The organism is Streptomyces sp. NPDC018263 (genome assembly GCF_055562575.1).
The window spans coordinates 179301-192825 of record NZ_JBVHFA010000005.1; the positions used below are offsets into that span (position 1 = coordinate 179301).

The window sequence follows — 13525 nt, forward strand, 5'->3', positions numbered from 1 at the left end:
CATGGCCGGACACACCCGGAACGAGATCACCATCGCCGCTCCGCTCGACCTGGTCTGGGACATGACCAACGACCTGGAGAACTGGCCGCAGTTGTTCAGCGAGTACGCGTCCGTCGAGGTCCTCAAGCGTGAGGGCCGCAAGACGACGTTCCGCCTCACCATGCACCCGGACGACAACGGCACCGTGTGGAGCTGGGTCTCCGAGCGCGAGCCGGACCGCGAGAACCTCACCGTGCGCGCCCGCCGCGTGGAGACGGGCCCCTTCGCCCACATGGACATCCACTGGGCCTACGAGGAGGTGCCCGGCGGCACCCGCATGGTGTGGACCCAGGACTTCGCCATGAAGCCCGAGGCGCCGGTCGACGACGACTGGATGACCGACAACATCAACCGCAACTCCAAGGTCCAGATGGCGCTCATCCGGGACAAGATCCAGCAGGCCGCCGGGGACCGCCCCGCCCCGGCCCTGGCCGACTGACCGGCTAGCGGGAGAAGAGGACACCTGCCATGCACCAGGGACTGATCGTGGCCCGGATGGCACCGGGCTCGGCCCAGGACATCGCCAAGATCTTCGCGGAGTCGGACCGGGGCGAGCTGCCGCACCTCGTCGGGGTGCGCCGCCGCAGCCTGTTCCAGTTCGGCGATGTGTACATGCACCTCGTCGAGTCGGACAGCGACCCGGCCCCGGCCATCGCCAAGGTGGCGGGCCACCCGGAGTTCCGCGGGATCAGCGAGCGCCTGTCGGCGTACGTCAGCGCGTACGACCCGGAGACCTGGCGCTCCCCGAAGGACGCGATGGCGGAGCGCTTCTACGTGTGGGAGCGCGACTGACCGTCCGACTCCCTCGGGATGACCACCGGCCGCCGGGCCCGCAGCGTCGCGGGCCCGGCGGCCGGTTGTCGCCGTACGGGGGCCGCGTCAGCCGGCGACGTGGCACTCGAAGGCGTGCAGGTACGGGTTGACCGGACGGATGTCGTCCACGACCAGGCCCGCCGAGGTGAGCCGGCCGACCATGGACTCGGTGGTGTGCTTGGCGCCGCCCACGTTGAGCAGGAGCAGCAGGTCCATCGCGGTGCTGAAGCGCATCGAGGGGGTGTCGTCCACGAGGTTCTCGATGACGACGACGCGGGTGCCGGGGCCGCCCGCGGCGACGACGTTGCCGAGCAGCCGGGCGGTGCTCTCGTCGTCCCACTCCAGGATGTTCTTGATGATGTAGACGTCGGCCTTCACCGGGACCGAGGCGCGCACGTCACCGGGCACGATCTCGGCGCGGTCGGCGAGGTCGCCGGTACGCAGGCGGGGCAGGGCGTTCTCGACCACGCGGGGCAGGTCGAGCAGGCTGCCGCGCATCGTCGGGTACTTGTCCAGCAGGCAGGCCACCACATGGCCCTGGCCGCCGCCGCAGTCCGCCACCGAGGAGGCGCCGGACAGGTCGAGCAGGGCGGCGACCTCGCGGGCCGACTGCTCGCTGGAGCGGGTCATGGCCTGGTTGAAGACGTCCGCGGACTCGGGGGCGTCCTCGTTGAGGTAGGTGAAGAACTCCTTGCCGTAGAGGGACTCCACGACGTTGTCCCCGGTGCGCACGGCCTCGTCCAGCTTGGGCCAGGCGTCCCAGGTCCACGGCTCGGTGCACCACAGGGCGATGGCACGCAGGCTGCCCGGGTCGTCCTCGCGCAGCAGGCGGGACATGTCGGTGTGCGCGAAGGTGCCGTCCGGGCGCTCGGCGAAGACGCCGTAGCAGGACAGGGCGCGCAGCAGCCGGCGCAGCGGCTTGGGCTCGGTCTTCACCGAGGCCGCCAGGTCCTCCACGGGCTTGGGCTCGTCACCGAGGGCGTCGGCGACGCCGAGCCGGGCGGCGGCCCGGACGGCGGCGGCGCAGGCCGCCCCGAACACCAGCTCGCGCAGGCGCATGGGAGGCGGTGGGGCTGTCTCAGCGGTCGTCATCTGCCGCCCTTTCTCGTTCTTCGGCCTTCTTCGGTCATCGATGGGCAGCGGGCGGGCGGTCAGCACAGGCCGGCGGGCTTCGAGGCCCGGCAGGAGTTGCGCTCGAAGCGGTTGCCCTTGCCCGTGTCCGTGTTCACCAGGTCCGCGGGGGCGTTGGCCGACAGCGTGTTGCCGTCCACGCGGTTGTTGTCGCCGGTGGCGCCGACCATGCTCTTGAAGAGCACGATGCCGCCGGAGAGCGGGGACTTGCCGGCGTTGCCGCGCACGTAGTTGCCGGTCACGCGGGTCTGCTCGACGCCGGTCAGCACGATGCCGGAGCCCTGGAGGGCGGGCAGGCGCTCGGTCTTCGGGCAGGACTTGTTGTTCTCGGAGACGCGGTTGCGGGCGACGGTCAGGTGACCGGCCTTCGGGGCGTTCTCGTCGCCGACGACGAAGACACCGGCGCAGTTGCCGCGGATGCCGTTGTCCTGGACGTTGACGCCGCGCAGGCGGCGGACGGTGACGCCGATGCGGTTGTCGTTGAGGCGGTTGTGCTCGACGAGGGTCCGTCCGGCGTCGTACGCGCCCGCCTCCTCCTTGATGGTGTTGGCGAGGAAGAGTCCGGCGTCGCCGTTGCGCTCGGCGACGTTCTCGCGGAACACGCCGCGCGTGGAGCGTTCCTGGGCGATGCCCCAGGTGTCGTTGTCGACGGCGCGCACATGGCGGACCGTCATACGGTCGGTCGCCATGCCGAACACCCCGGCGCGGGCGAACCCGGTGACGGTGAGGTCGGCGACGGTGACGCCCTCGACGTTCTTCGTCTTGGTGCCGAGGACGCAGATGCCGTTGCCGTTCTGGGCGCAGGTGTTGGCGTCCTTGCCGGTCTTGACGGCGGCGGGCTTGACGATCGTACGGGCGCCCGCGCCGCGCAGCGTGATGCGCTCCGTGCCGATCTGCACGCTCTCGTGGTAGGTACCGGCGAGCACCAGCACGGTGTCCCCGGCGTGGGCGGCGTCGACGGCCTTCTGGATCGACTCGCCCGGACGGACCACGAGGGTCTGGTGAGCGGCGGCCGCGGGGACCGCCCCCACTCCCGCGCTCACAAGGGCCGCGGTGCAGGCGAGATATGCGAGGTGGCATCTCTTCATACCGCGTACGGTATGACCGTTTTATCCGATACCCCACGCGATGGTCCGTCCGGGGGCGTGTCTGTCAAAGAGCCCGCAACGCCCGCCCCACGGCCAGCCGTACGTCGTCCTGCGGCCGTCCGGCGTCGCCCTCCTCCAGTTGCCACAGCCGGTTCTGGAGGACGCGGGCCAGTGTCCAGGCCCGCGCCCGTTCCCGGTCAAGACCGAGGACGGCGGTCAGCGCGTCGAAGCGGTGGCGGGTGTCGGCCGGGTCGTACCGGTTGGCGAGTGCGGGGAGCAGCTCGAAGCCGGGGTCGCCGGCCAGCGGCTTGGGATCGATGGCCAGCCAGGGCGCGCGGGCCGCGGCCAGGACGTTGCCGTAGTGCAGGTCCCAGTGCAGCAGCCGGTCGCCGGGCTGGTCCGCGACCTCGCGCAGGGCGGCCGCGCAGTCCCGCAGCAGGCGGCGGGTTGCGGGGTCGGGTTCCGTGCGGAGGGCGCGCGGCAGGCGGTCCGTCATCCCGCGCGCGATGTCACCCAGTCGGCGCAGTCCCGGCGGTGCGGGGCGGGCGGTGAGGGTGGCGAGCAGCCCGCCCAGGACGTCGACCGCCTCGCGGGTGTCGGGCAGCGCGGAGAGGGGGCGCTGCTCGTCCAGCCGTTCCAGCAGGAGGGTGCCGGTGGGCGGGTCGTGCGCCAGCAGGCGGACGGCGCCGTCTCCGGCCCAGGTGAGCAGGGCCGTCGCCTCGCCCGCGCACTCCTCGTCCAGGTGCTGGACCTTCAGGGCGGCCGGGGTGCCGTCGGCGGCGGTCACCGGGAACACCAGGGCGGCGATGCCGGACAGCGGCGGCCCCTCGGCGCGTAGGTTCCAGCGGGCCAGGAAGTCGTCCGCCCGGTGGGTCAGGGCGGGGCGGTCGGAGGGCGGGGTGGGCACCTCGGTGACCATACTGGCGGGTGTGAGACGGGGTGTCGGGTTGGGGCGTGTGGGTCGGGTGGTGGCGGGTTATGTGCGGTCCGCGCCCGGGACCTATGTGTGGCTTGCCGTTCTTTTTGTGACCACGGTGGCTCTGCATCACATGTCGCCGGAGTTCGAGAAGGAGTTTCTGCGGCAGCGGTCGACCAATATTCATGAGCTGTCGCAGAACCCCGTGCGGGTGCTGATCACGAGCGGGATGTGGATCGACGGGGGGCACTGGCTGCCGTACGTCCTCGCGTACAGCGTGTTCCACGCGCAGGCGGAGCGGTGGCTCGGTACGGCTCGGTGGCTGGTGGTGTGTGTGGCCGCACATGTGCTGGCCACACTGATCAGCGAGCTGGCGCTGCTGCGGGCCATAAACGACGGGCATGCTCCGGCCTCGGCGGTGAACACCCTGGACATCGGGGTCAGTTACGCCCTCGCGGGAGTCATGGGCGTGCTGACCTACCGCATCGCGCCGCCCTGGCGGTACCCGTATCTCGCCGTGCTGCTCGCCGTCTACACCGTCCCCCTCGTCGACGGCCGCACCTTCACCGACGTGGGGCACGCCCTGGCCGCGCTGATCGGGCTGGCCTGTTATCCGCTGGTGCGGGACCGGGGGAGTGCGTGGCACCCGTTCCGGAGCCCGGCCGCGCCGTCCGGCTGACTACGCTGCCCGGCATGATCCGTACCGCGCGCCCCGACGACGTCCCCGTCATCCACACGATGATCCGCGAACTGGCCGAGTACGAGAAGGAGCCCGACGAGGCGCGGGCCACCGAGGAGCAACTGCGGGAGGCGCTGTTCGGGGACCGCCCGGCGGCGTACGCGCATCTCGCGGTGGACGACGCCACCGGCGAGCCCGCCGGCTTCGCGCTGTGGTTCCTGAACTTCTCCACCTGGCGCGGCGTGCACGGCATCTACCTGGAGGACCTGTACGTCCGCCCCGCCGCACGCGGCGGCGGCCACGGCCGCGCCCTCCTCACCGAGCTGGCCCGGCTCTGCGCCGAGCGCGGCTACGAGCGCCTGGAGTGGTCGGTGCTGAACTGGAACCGCCCCGCCATCGGCTTCTACGAGAAGCTCGGCGCCCGCCCCCAGGACGAGTGGACGGTGTACCGCCTCACCGACGACGCGCTGACGGACCTGGCCCGCTCAGCCGACTGACTCCCGTACCTGCGCCTTCGAGGGGACCCCGTGCCGGGGCGGCTTCGCCGTGACCATCAGCCCCGCCACCACCGCGGCCAGCAGCATCACCGCGGCCGCCCACCAGATGGCCACCGTGTAGCCGTGCACCACCCCCGCCGGGACCACGGTCGCCCGGTCGGCCGGGCTGCGCAGGTGGGCGGTGACATAGGCGGCGGCGCTGGTGGTGGCGATGGTGTTGAGCAGGGCCGTACCGATGGAGCCGCCGACCTGCTGGGCGGTGTTGACGGTCGCCGAAGTGACCCCGGAGTCGCGCGGGGCGACCCCGGCCGTGGCGGTGGCGAACACCGGCATGAAGGTGAGACCCATGCCGAGCCCGAGCAGCAGCAGCGCGGGCAGGATCTCCGAGGTGTACGACGAGTGCACCGTCATCCGCGTGAGCAGCAGCAGCCCGGCGCAGGCCAGCAGCATGCCCGGCACCATCAGCATGCGCGGCGCCACCCGGTTCAGCAGCCGGGCGGATATCTGGGTCGAGCCGATGATGATCGCGGCCGTCAGCGGCAGGAAGCCGAGGCCGGCCCGGACGGGGGAGTAGCCGAGGATGACCTGGAGGTAGTAGGTCATGAACAGGAACAGCCCGAACATGCCGATCACCGCGAGCAGCATGGTGAGGAAGCAGCCCGCGCGGTTCCGGTCCCGCACGATGTGCAGCGGCAGCAGCGGGTCCGCCGCCCGGTTCTGCCACCACACGAACACCGCCAGCAGCACGATCCCCAGCGCGAACAGCGCCAGCACCAGCGGATCGGTCCAGCCGCGCGGCTCGGCCTCGCTGAACCCGTAGACGACGGCGACCAGCCCGCCGCAGCCGAGCACCGCGCCGGGCGCGTCGAGCCGGGCGGTGCCGCCGTGGCCGGGGCGGTCGCGCAGCAGGGCGAAGGCGCCGAGGACGGCGATGATCGCGATCGGCACGTTGACGTACAGGCACCAGCGCCAGTTCAGGTACTCCGTGAGCAGCCCGCCCAGGATGAACCCGATCGCCGAGCCGCTGCCCGCGAGCGCGCCGTAGATCCCGAACGCCTTGCCGCGTTCGCGCGGGTCGGTGAACGTCGTCGTCAGCAGGGACAGCGCGGACGGCGCGAGGACGGCGGCGAACACGCCTTGCAGCGCGCGGGCGCCGAAGAGCATCCCGGAACTGCCCGCCGCGCCGCCCAGCGCGGAGGCCAGCGCGAAGCCGGTCAGGCCGATGACGAAGGTGCGTTTGCGGCCCACCAGGTCCGCGATCCGGCCGCCCAGCAGCAGGAGCCCCCCGAAGGCGAGGGTGTAGGCCGTGATGACCCACTGCCGGTTGCCGTCGGACATGTGCAGGGCGTGCTGCGCGGAGGGAAGGGCGATGTTCACGATCGTCGCGTCCAGCACCACCATCAACTGCGCCAGCGCGATCACGACAAGGCCCCACCAGCGGCGGGGATCGGCTGCCTCGGTTCCGGCGGGGACCGGACCGCGCTCACCCGTTCGGCCGATGCTCATCTGGCCAGAAGACCATGGATCGGGGCGTGTCGCATCCGCGTCGGAGGGCCCCCCAGGATTGACGTTTCCTCGCTTCCGAGAGGCCCGCTCCTCGACCTCAGGGCGCTTGAGACCGAGGCGATGTCAGTGCCGGGGTGCAGCATGGGCGGATGGCGACGAGGCGAACGACGGGTACGGGCGGCGGCACGGCGGTACGGGGCGCGCGGCGCCCGGAGTTGCGGCTGCCGCCCCTGGCTCCCTGGGCGGAGGGGGAGCTGGAGCGGGACGGGGACTACGACGGGCTGGAGTTCCGGGAGGCCGACCTGTCGGGGCAGCACGGCGGGGGCGCCCGGTTCATGGACTGCGCGCTCACCGGCTGCGTACTGGACGAGACCGGGCTCGGGCGGGCGCGGGTGCTGGACTCGGTGCTCGACGGGGTGCGGGGCGTGGGCACGCAGCTCGCCGAGGCGACCTTCCGGGACGTGGAGTTCCGCTCACCCCGGCTCGGCGGCGCCCAACTGCACGGGGCGGTGCTGGAGCGGGTCGTGGTGCGCGGGGGCAAGCTCGACTTCCTCAACCTGCGGGAGGCCCGGCTGAAGGACGTGGTCTTCGAGTCCTGCGTGCTGGTGGAGCCCGACTTCGGCGGGGCCCGGCTGGAGCGGGTGGAGTTCGTCGACTGCGCCCTGAAGTCCGCCGACCTCTCCCGCGCCACGCTGAAGGACGTCGACCTGCGGGGGGCCGCCCCGCTGGAGATCACCCGAGGGCTGGACCGGCTGTCGGGCGCGCTGATCGGCACCGGGCAGTTGCTGGATCTCGCGCCGCTGCTGGCGGCGGAGCTGGGGATCAGGGTGGAGGGGTAGCGGGGTTTACGAGATACGGGGGTAGCGGGCCTGGAGGGTCCAGATCGCGGGGTTCTCGGCGAGGTCCTCGTGCATGTCGGTCAGGTCCGCGATGACGTCGTGCAGGAAGTCGCGGGCCTCCCGGCGGAACTCGGCGTGCGAGAAGCTCAGCGGGGGTTCCTCGGCGGGCATCCAGTCAGACTCGATGTCCACCCAGCCGAAGCGGCGCTCGAACAGCATGCGGTCGGTGGACTCGGTGAAGTCCAGCTCCGCGCGCTGCGGGCGGGCGGCACGCGAGCCCATCGGGTCCTTGTCCAACTGCTCCGCGATGTCGCACAGCGCCCACGCGAAGTCCAGCACCGGCACCCATCCCCAGGCTGTGGACAACTCCCGGTCCGACTTGGTGTCGGCGAGGTAGACGTCCCCGCAGAACAGGTCGTGCCTGAGCGCCCGCACGTCCGCCCGGCGGTAGTCCGTCTGCGGGGGGTCCGGGAAGCGGTTGGAGAGGGCGTAGCCGATGTCGAGCACATCTGATGGTCCCACGGCTCAGCCCGCCCGCTCGGCCAGCAGCCGGCCCAGGTCCGGCGGCCATACGGGCTCGGCGGGGACGGCCAGTTCTGCGGGGGTCCACCAGCGGCCGCCCAGGATGCCCTCGGCCCAGTGGGTGGCGTGGGCGGAGGCGGTGGGTTCGCGGCGGGGGCCGGGGGTCACGTAGATGTGCTCGTGCTGGCGGACGGGGACGCCGGCGCGGGTGAAGTCGTGTTCCCAGGTGCACAGCAGGGGGCCGGGGACGAGGTCGGTCCAGCCGGTCTCCTCCGTCAGCTCCCGTGCGGCGCCCTCGCGGGGGGTCTCACCGGGTTCGAGGCCGCCGCCGGGCAGCGCCCAGTGCACGCCGACCTCGGAGTTGTCGTACCGGAAGAGGAAGACGGCGCCCTCCGGGTCGAGCACGGCGGTACGGGCGGCCTGCCTCGGTGTGCGGAGCGTCTTGCCGAGGACCGTGCAGGGGCGGTTCAGGGCGCGGTCGCGGCGGTGGTCCAGGGGCGTGTAGCCGAGGGACTTCCAGAAGGCGAGGCCCGCGTGGTTGCCGTCGAGGACGGCGAGGCGGACGGCCTGGCGGCCGGCGGCGCGGAAGCGGGCCTCGGTCAGTTCGGCGGCCCTGCGCCCGTACCCCTTGCCCTGCTGGGCGGCGTCGACCAACAGCAGCCCGATCCACGGATCGGGGTCGGCCGGGTCGGGGTGGTGGGCCAGCGTGTTCACGACCGCGACCGGACGGCCGTCCACGCGGGCGAGCAGTACCTCGCCATGAGGGTGGGCCAGTTCGGCGGCAATCGCGTCCGCGACCTGCTCCGGCCGGATGTCCGCCGGGTCCGGGAACTCCCCGCTGAGCGTGTGGAACGCCCGCTGGGAGGCGTACAGCGCGGTCAGTTCGGCGAGCAGCGGTGCGGGGAGGGTGCCCCCGGCGGGCACGGGTTCGAGGATCACGCGGGGCACGCTAACGCGTGCGCCGGCCTGAGCCGAGGGCATTGTGCGGCCCCGGCTGGACCCCGGGGCCCGGCGGCTCCGGCCGGCCCGGCCCCGGTGGCGGCGCCGAGCCGGGTGGCTGAGCGCGCCCCGGCCCCGGGTGAGGCCCCGGAGCCGGCGGCAGCCGTTCTCAGACGTTCACGCCGAAGTCCTGGGCGATGCCGACCAGGCCGGAGGCGTAGCCCTGGCCGACGGCGCGGAACTTCCACTCCGCGCCGTTGCGGTACAGCTCGCCGAAGACCATGGCGGTCTCGGTGGCCGCGTCCTCGGAGAGGTCGTAGCGGGCGATCTCGGCGCCGCCGGCCTGGTTGACGATGCGGATGTAGGCGTTGCGGACCTGGCCGAAGTTCTGGCCGCGGTTCTCGGCGTCGTAGATGGAGACCGGGAAGACGATCTTCTCGACGTCGGCCGGGAGGGCGGCGAGGTTGACGTTGATCGCCTCGTCGTCGCCCGCGCCCTCGCCCGTGCGGTTGTCGCCGGTGTGGACGATGGAGCTGTCCGGGGTCTGCTTGTTGTTGAAGAAGACGAAGTGCTGGTCCGAGTAGACCTTGCCCTGGCCGTTGACCGCGATGGCGGACGCGTCCAGGTCGAAGTCCGTGCCGGTGGTGGTGCGGACGTCCCAGCCGAGGCCCACGGTGACGGCCGTCAGGCCCGGAGCCTCCTTGGTGAGCGAGACGTTGCCACCCTTGGACAGGCTTACAGCCATGATTGGGAGTCCCTTCCCTTTTGGGTATCTGTGCCGACGAAGCTACGTCACCGGGTAGAACGGCGGGAGGGGTGCCTCAGGTTCCGCCCCGCTTTACCTTTTTTACCGAGCTGATCCCGTGCCGGTGGCAGGCGCGCCGGAAATCGGGGTGACTCGGGGGGCCCGGAGCCGGGAACATGGGACGCATGTCCGGGCCCTATCTCATCCGTGGCTCGGTCTCGCTTCCCGAGGCCGAGCTGACCTGGCGTTTCTCGCGGTCTTCCGGGCCCGGTGGCCAGCATGTCAACACCAGCGACTCCCAGGTGGAGCTGCGCTTCGACCTCGCCCGCACCGAGGCCCTGCCCCCGGTGTGGAAGGAACGCGCGCTCGAACGCCTGGCCGGGCGCCTGGTGGACGGTGTGATCGTCGTACGGTCCTCCGAGCACCGCTCCCAGTGGCGCAACCGCGAGACCGCCGCCGTACGCCTCGCCGCCCTCCTCGCGGAGGCCACCGCGCCTCCGCCCAAGCCCCGCCGCCCCACCCGCATCCCGCGCGGCATCAACGAGCGCCGCCTGCGCGAGAAGAAGCAGCGCGCGGACACCAAGCGGGGCCGTTCGGGCCGGGACTGGGGCTAGGCCGCTCCGAGGTCGAGCACCCCGACCGTCTGACCGCCGCTGGTCTCATCGGTCGTACGGAAGCCGAGCCGCCGGTAGAACCCGCCCGGGCCGTCCGCCCCCGGATGCCAGGTGACGTACAACTCCCCGCACCCGCGCCGCCGCAGCTCCGCCGCGACCGCCTCCACGGCGAACCGCCCGTAACCGTTGCCCTGTTGGTCCGCGTCGATGTTCAGCCGCCACAGCCCGGACCGCCGCAGGCTCCCGCCGTCCGCCCGCCAGTCGATGTCCAGAAAGGCCATCAGGAACCCGACGGCCCTGTCGCCGTCGAGAATCAGCCGCGGCCAGGCCACCCCGGCGGGCCGCACGTACGCCTCCGCCAGCGAGTGCGCGACCGGTTCGACGGCGTGCTCCTGATCGGGCCGCACCCGGACGGCCAGGGCGGTTTCGAGGTTCGCGGGTGTGACCTCGGCGAGACGGAGTGACATGCGGGCACCCTAGGCCGGACGATCCGCCGGGTGCCCCCCATTTACGGGTCTCAGCCCAAGTGCCGGTACCGCCCCCGGTAGTACAGCAGCGGGCCGCCCTCCGCGGCGGGGACGCGGGCCGTCAGGACGCGGCCGATGACGAGGGTGTGGTCGCCGGCCTCCACGCGTTGTTCGGTGCGGCATTCGAGGGTGGCGAGGGCGTCGGGGATCAGGGGGGCGCCGGTGGCCTCGCCGCGGTCGCAGGCGAGGTCGGCGAAGAGGAGGCGGTCGCTGACGCGGCCCTTCATGGCGAAGCGGCCCGCGATCTGGCGCTGGTGCTCGGCGAGGACGGACACCGCCCAGAGCGGCTGTTCGTCCAGCAGGTCGTCCATGCGGGAGCCGGTGCGCAGGCTGACCAGCACCAGCGGCGGGTCCAGCGAGACCGACATGAAGGCCGTGGCCGTCATGCCCGCGTCCTCGCCGCCCGGCGCGTACGGGTCGTCGGGGTCCAGCGGCGGTTCCTGCGCGGTCACCAGGACCACGCCCGCGGCCAGCCGGGACATCGCGGCCCGGAACTCGTCGTCGCTCACCCCCTCAGCATGCACAGAAGCGACCGCGGCGGAGGGGGAGGGAGGGTTCAGCACGCCGGAAACGCTAATCGCCGGCCCTTCCCCGCCGCATCGGGCCTCCGGCCGAGCCCGGACCTAGGACCAGAGGACCGGACCTGTGGCGGAAGGGCGCAGCGCGGACCGGCCAGCGGCATATGCGCAACTTCGCAGCCTTTGCGATCGGAGAACGCCACGGGGAAGTGCGGAAACTGCACTCAATTGTTCAAGTTCTTCTGTGACTTGAGTCACAAGGAGTACGGAATTGTTGACCCTGTGTACCGAGTGAGCAGCGCGCTGTGATTCAGTGGCGGAAAGCCTGTGGACAGCAGGGGGAGGGCGAGCATGGAGACCGATCAGGAGCCGTACGTCCCTCTGACGTCACTGCGTCAGCTTCACCAGGTCATGGCCGAGATGAACACCGCGCGCAGCCAGGCCGACACCCTCCAGATCGTCGCGGACGGCGCGGTCAACGCCCTCGGCTACGAGATGGCCTGCGTGAACCTCGTACGCCCCGACGGCGACCTGGTCGTCGCCGCTGTCTCCGGCAACTCCGCCGCCGAGGCCCTCATCACCGGCCGCACCGGCTCCCGCGAGTCCTGGGACCGCCGGCTGGGCATGGGCGAACTCTGGGGCGACCTGGTGTTCATACCCCACACCGAGGGCTGGGTGCTGGACGACGACGACGTCCCCCAGTGGTACACCGACGGCCCCGCCCCCAGCTTCCCCGAGGAGTGGCACCCCGGCGACCGGCTCTTCGCCCCGATGTACGCCCCCGGCGCCCAGGGCGGCGCGCGCGGCGGACTGCTCGGCGTCATATCCGTCGACCGCCCCCTCACCGGCCGCCGCCCCGGCGCCTGGGGCCGCGAGGCCCTGCAGATGTACGCCTTCCAGGCCGCCATCGCCATCAGCAACGCCCACCTGCGCGCCAACATGCAGCGCGCCCTGGTCCGCCTGGAACGCGACCAGCAGGCCCTGCGCGCCAGTGAGGAATCCTTCCGCCAGGCGTTCGAGTACGCCCCCTCCGGCATGGCCATCGCCGAGATGGGCGGCGACCAGCACGGCCGCATCCTGCGCACCAACGACGCCCTGTGCCGCCTGCTGGGCCGGCCCGCCTCCGCGATGCGCCGCTACTCCTTCTCCGACCTCGTCCATCCCGAGGACATCGGCACCCTGCTGCGCACCTCCGCCGAGGGCGGCCGGGCCGAGCTGCGGCTCGCCCGGCGCGACGGCAGCTACGTCTGGGTGTCGCTGCGCAACTCCGTGGTCGCCGACGCGGCCGACGGCCCGCGCTTCCTGCTCACCCACGTCGAGGACATAGAGGAGCGCAAGCGCCGCGAGCTCCAGCTCGCCCACCGCGCCTCCCACGACTCCCTGACCGGGCTGCCGAACTCCGCCGAGCTGCGCTCCCGGCTCGCCGCCCGGCTGTGCCGCCGCCCGGCCCACCTCGACGCCCTGGACTCCCTGGACGCCGCCTACGGCCACCCGGCCGGCTCCGGCGGGGCCCACGGCTTCGACTTCGCGCCGGGCGCCGAGGCGTACGACGCCTTCGACCACCATGTGCACACCGTCGCGCCCGAGCAGGGCGCGGACGACGGCACCAAGGGGCTCGCGGTCCTCTTCTGCGACCTCGACGGCTTCAAGTCGATCAACGACCGCTTCGGGCACAACGCGGGCGACGCGGTCCTCATCGAGGTCGCCCGCCGGCTCAGCGCGGGCCTGCGCGACGGCGACACGGTGGCCCGGCTCGGCGGCGACGAGTTCGTGATCCTCGCCGACGGCCTCGGCCAGGCCGACGCCGCCGACCTCGCGGTGCGGCTGCGCAACGAGATCATCCAGCCGATCCGGGCCGAGGGCCGGGCCGTGCGGGTGGGTGCCAGCTTCGGCATCGGCTGGGCACACTGCGGGATGACGGCCGACGAAGTGCTGAAGTCCGCGGACGAGCGGATGTACGTTGAGAAACGATCTCGTCCCAAACAGCATCGGCGTGCCGGGTGAAACCCAGGTCAGTGCGCTGACAGTGCGGGGATGTGCGGTTCGGGCGTCCGTTCGGGGGTCCCCCGTCCGAGCGAGGCGGGGTGTGCGGGAGGGTAGGCTCGCCATTCCAACCCCGTACCCCGCCCGCCCGCACTTGTTGAGGAGTACC

General features: G+C 72.2%; 16 protein-coding genes. 7 read left to right on the forward strand and 9 right to left on the reverse strand.

What is annotated here, in order from left to right; all coding sequences use genetic code 11:
* Window position 1 precedes the first annotated feature (1 nt).
* Window positions 2-478 (forward strand): SRPBCC family protein, encoded by a 477-nt coding sequence (locus ACZ3HQ_RS16410; RefSeq protein WP_467511421.1) that lies wholly within the window; start codon window positions 2-4, stop codon window positions 476-478.
* 29 nt (window positions 479-507) lie between these two features.
* Window positions 508-831 carry a TcmI family type II polyketide cyclase gene (locus tag ACZ3HQ_RS16415; protein ID WP_030804500.1) on the forward strand — a complete coding sequence of 108 codons (324 nt, stop codon included), beginning with the start codon at window positions 508-510 and terminating at the stop codon, window positions 829-831.
* An 87-nt stretch (window positions 832-918) separates the two neighbouring features.
* Here ACZ3HQ_RS16415 and ACZ3HQ_RS16420 read toward each other — a convergent pair whose 3' ends face one another.
* From ACZ3HQ_RS16420 to ACZ3HQ_RS16430, 3 genes are all read right to left on the reverse strand, one after another.
* Window positions 919-1944, reverse strand: a complete 1026-nt coding sequence (locus tag ACZ3HQ_RS16420) for a methyltransferase (protein ID WP_467511423.1) — start codon at window positions 1942-1944, stop codon at window positions 919-921.
* A gap of 59 nt (window positions 1945-2003) precedes the next feature.
* The gene (locus ACZ3HQ_RS16425; protein WP_467511425.1) at window positions 2004-3071 is read right to left on the reverse strand and encodes a right-handed parallel beta-helix repeat-containing protein; all 1068 of its coding nucleotides are present in this window, start codon (window positions 3069-3071) and stop codon (window positions 2004-2006) included.
* A gap of 64 nt (window positions 3072-3135) precedes the next feature.
* Entirely contained in the window at window positions 3136-3990 is an 855-nt protein-coding gene (locus ACZ3HQ_RS16430; RefSeq protein WP_467511427.1) for an aminoglycoside phosphotransferase family protein, read from the reverse strand.
* Window position 3991: 1 nt separating this feature from the next.
* Between ACZ3HQ_RS16430 and ACZ3HQ_RS16435 the strand changes: the two genes are divergently transcribed.
* Together ACZ3HQ_RS16435 and ACZ3HQ_RS16440 are read left to right on the forward strand one after the other, a co-directional pair.
* Window positions 3992-4666, forward strand: a complete 675-nt coding sequence (locus ACZ3HQ_RS16435; RefSeq protein WP_467512008.1) for a rhomboid-like protein — start codon at window positions 3992-3994, stop codon at window positions 4664-4666.
* A 14-nt stretch (window positions 4667-4680) separates the two neighbouring features.
* Window positions 4681-5163: a GNAT family N-acetyltransferase gene (locus ACZ3HQ_RS16440; protein WP_467511429.1), complete on the forward strand. Its 483-nt coding sequence runs from the start codon at window positions 4681-4683 to the stop codon at window positions 5161-5163.
* Here the strand turns inward: ACZ3HQ_RS16440 and ACZ3HQ_RS16445 are convergent.
* Window positions 5152-6669, reverse strand: coding sequence for an MFS transporter (locus ACZ3HQ_RS16445; RefSeq protein WP_467511431.1), 1518 nt, complete (start codon window positions 6667-6669; stop codon window positions 5152-5154). The two genes, ACZ3HQ_RS16440 and ACZ3HQ_RS16445, sit on opposite strands and share 12 nt — an antisense overlap.
* A 149-nt stretch (window positions 6670-6818) precedes the next feature.
* Between ACZ3HQ_RS16445 and ACZ3HQ_RS16450 the strand changes: the two genes are divergently transcribed.
* A complete protein-coding gene (locus tag ACZ3HQ_RS16450; protein WP_467511433.1) occupies window positions 6819-7508 on the forward strand; it encodes a pentapeptide repeat-containing protein in 690 nt (229 codons plus the stop codon).
* A 6-nt stretch (window positions 7509-7514) separates the two neighbouring features.
* Here ACZ3HQ_RS16450 and ACZ3HQ_RS16455 read toward each other — a convergent pair whose 3' ends face one another.
* The 3 genes from ACZ3HQ_RS16455 to ACZ3HQ_RS16465 all read right to left on the reverse strand — a co-directional run bounded on the left by ACZ3HQ_RS16455 (window position 7515) and on the right by ACZ3HQ_RS16465 (window position 9714).
* Window positions 7515-8015, reverse strand: a complete 501-nt coding sequence (locus tag ACZ3HQ_RS16455) for a hypothetical protein (RefSeq protein ID WP_030804532.1) — start codon at window positions 8013-8015, stop codon at window positions 7515-7517.
* Between the two features lie 18 nt (window positions 8016-8033).
* Window positions 8034-8969, reverse strand: coding sequence for a bifunctional GNAT family N-acetyltransferase/NUDIX hydrolase (locus ACZ3HQ_RS16460; protein WP_467511435.1), 936 nt, complete (start codon window positions 8967-8969; stop codon window positions 8034-8036).
* Window positions 8970-9138: 169 nt separating this feature from the next.
* A complete protein-coding gene (locus tag ACZ3HQ_RS16465; RefSeq protein ID WP_030804536.1) occupies window positions 9139-9714 on the reverse strand; it encodes a TerD family protein in 576 nt (191 codons plus the stop codon).
* Between the two features lie 185 nt (window positions 9715-9899).
* Here ACZ3HQ_RS16465 and arfB point away from each other — a divergent pair, with 185 nt between their 5' ends.
* Window positions 9900-10328: an alternative ribosome rescue aminoacyl-tRNA hydrolase ArfB gene (gene arfB, locus ACZ3HQ_RS16470; RefSeq protein WP_030804538.1), complete on the forward strand. Its 429-nt coding sequence runs from the start codon at window positions 9900-9902 to the stop codon at window positions 10326-10328.
* Here arfB and ACZ3HQ_RS16475 read toward each other — a convergent pair.
* Together ACZ3HQ_RS16475 and ACZ3HQ_RS16480 are read right to left on the reverse strand one after the other, a co-directional pair.
* Window positions 10325-10795 carry a GNAT family N-acetyltransferase gene (locus tag ACZ3HQ_RS16475; RefSeq protein ID WP_467511438.1) on the reverse strand — a complete coding sequence of 157 codons (471 nt, stop codon included), beginning with the start codon at window positions 10793-10795 and terminating at the stop codon, window positions 10325-10327. The two genes, arfB and ACZ3HQ_RS16475, sit on opposite strands and share 4 nt — an antisense overlap.
* Before the next feature lie 50 nt (window positions 10796-10845).
* Entirely contained in the window at window positions 10846-11337 is a 492-nt protein-coding gene (locus ACZ3HQ_RS16480) for a flavin reductase family protein (RefSeq protein WP_467512010.1), read from the reverse strand.
* A 387-nt stretch (window positions 11338-11724) separates the two neighbouring features.
* Between ACZ3HQ_RS16480 and cdgB the strand changes: the two genes are divergently transcribed.
* On the forward strand, window positions 11725-13377 hold the full coding sequence (gene cdgB, locus ACZ3HQ_RS16485; protein ID WP_467511440.1) for a diguanylate cyclase CdgB: 1653 nt from the start codon (window positions 11725-11727) through the stop codon (window positions 13375-13377).
* The last annotated feature ends 148 nt before the right edge of the window (window positions 13378-13525 follow it).

Coding starts and splice junctions, on each gene's coding strand:
- ACZ3HQ_RS16410 (WP_467511421.1), top strand. CDS start 2: ATGGCCGGACACACCCGGAACGAGATCACCATCGCCGCTCCGCTCGAC.
- ACZ3HQ_RS16415 (WP_030804500.1), top strand. CDS start 508: ATGCACCAGGGACTGATCGTGGCCCGGATGGCACCGGGCTCGGCCCAG.
- ACZ3HQ_RS16445 (WP_467511431.1), bottom strand. CDS start 6,669: ATGAGCATCGGCCGAACGGGTGAGCGCGGTCCGGTCCCCGCCGGAACC.
- ACZ3HQ_RS16480 (WP_467512010.1), bottom strand. CDS start 11,337: ATGTCCCGGCTGGCCGCGGGCGTGGTCCTGGTGACCGCGCAGGAACCG.
- cdgB (WP_467511440.1), top strand. CDS start 11,725: ATGGAGACCGATCAGGAGCCGTACGTCCCTCTGACGTCACTGCGTCAG.
- ACZ3HQ_RS16430 (WP_467511427.1), bottom strand. CDS start 3,990: ATGGTCACCGAGGTGCCCACCCCGCCCTCCGACCGCCCCGCCCTGACC.
- ACZ3HQ_RS16450 (WP_467511433.1), top strand. CDS start 6,819: ATGGCGACGAGGCGAACGACGGGTACGGGCGGCGGCACGGCGGTACGG.
- ACZ3HQ_RS16425 (WP_467511425.1), bottom strand. CDS start 3,071: ATGAAGAGATGCCACCTCGCATATCTCGCCTGCACCGCGGCCCTTGTG.
- ACZ3HQ_RS16440 (WP_467511429.1), top strand. CDS start 4,681: ATGATCCGTACCGCGCGCCCCGACGACGTCCCCGTCATCCACACGATG.
- arfB (WP_030804538.1), top strand. CDS start 9,900: ATGTCCGGGCCCTATCTCATCCGTGGCTCGGTCTCGCTTCCCGAGGCC.
- ACZ3HQ_RS16420 (WP_467511423.1), bottom strand. CDS start 1,944: ATGACGACCGCTGAGACAGCCCCACCGCCTCCCATGCGCCTGCGCGAG.
- ACZ3HQ_RS16465 (WP_030804536.1), bottom strand. CDS start 9,714: ATGGCTGTAAGCCTGTCCAAGGGTGGCAACGTCTCGCTCACCAAGGAG.
- ACZ3HQ_RS16475 (WP_467511438.1), bottom strand. CDS start 10,795: ATGTCACTCCGTCTCGCCGAGGTCACACCCGCGAACCTCGAAACCGCC.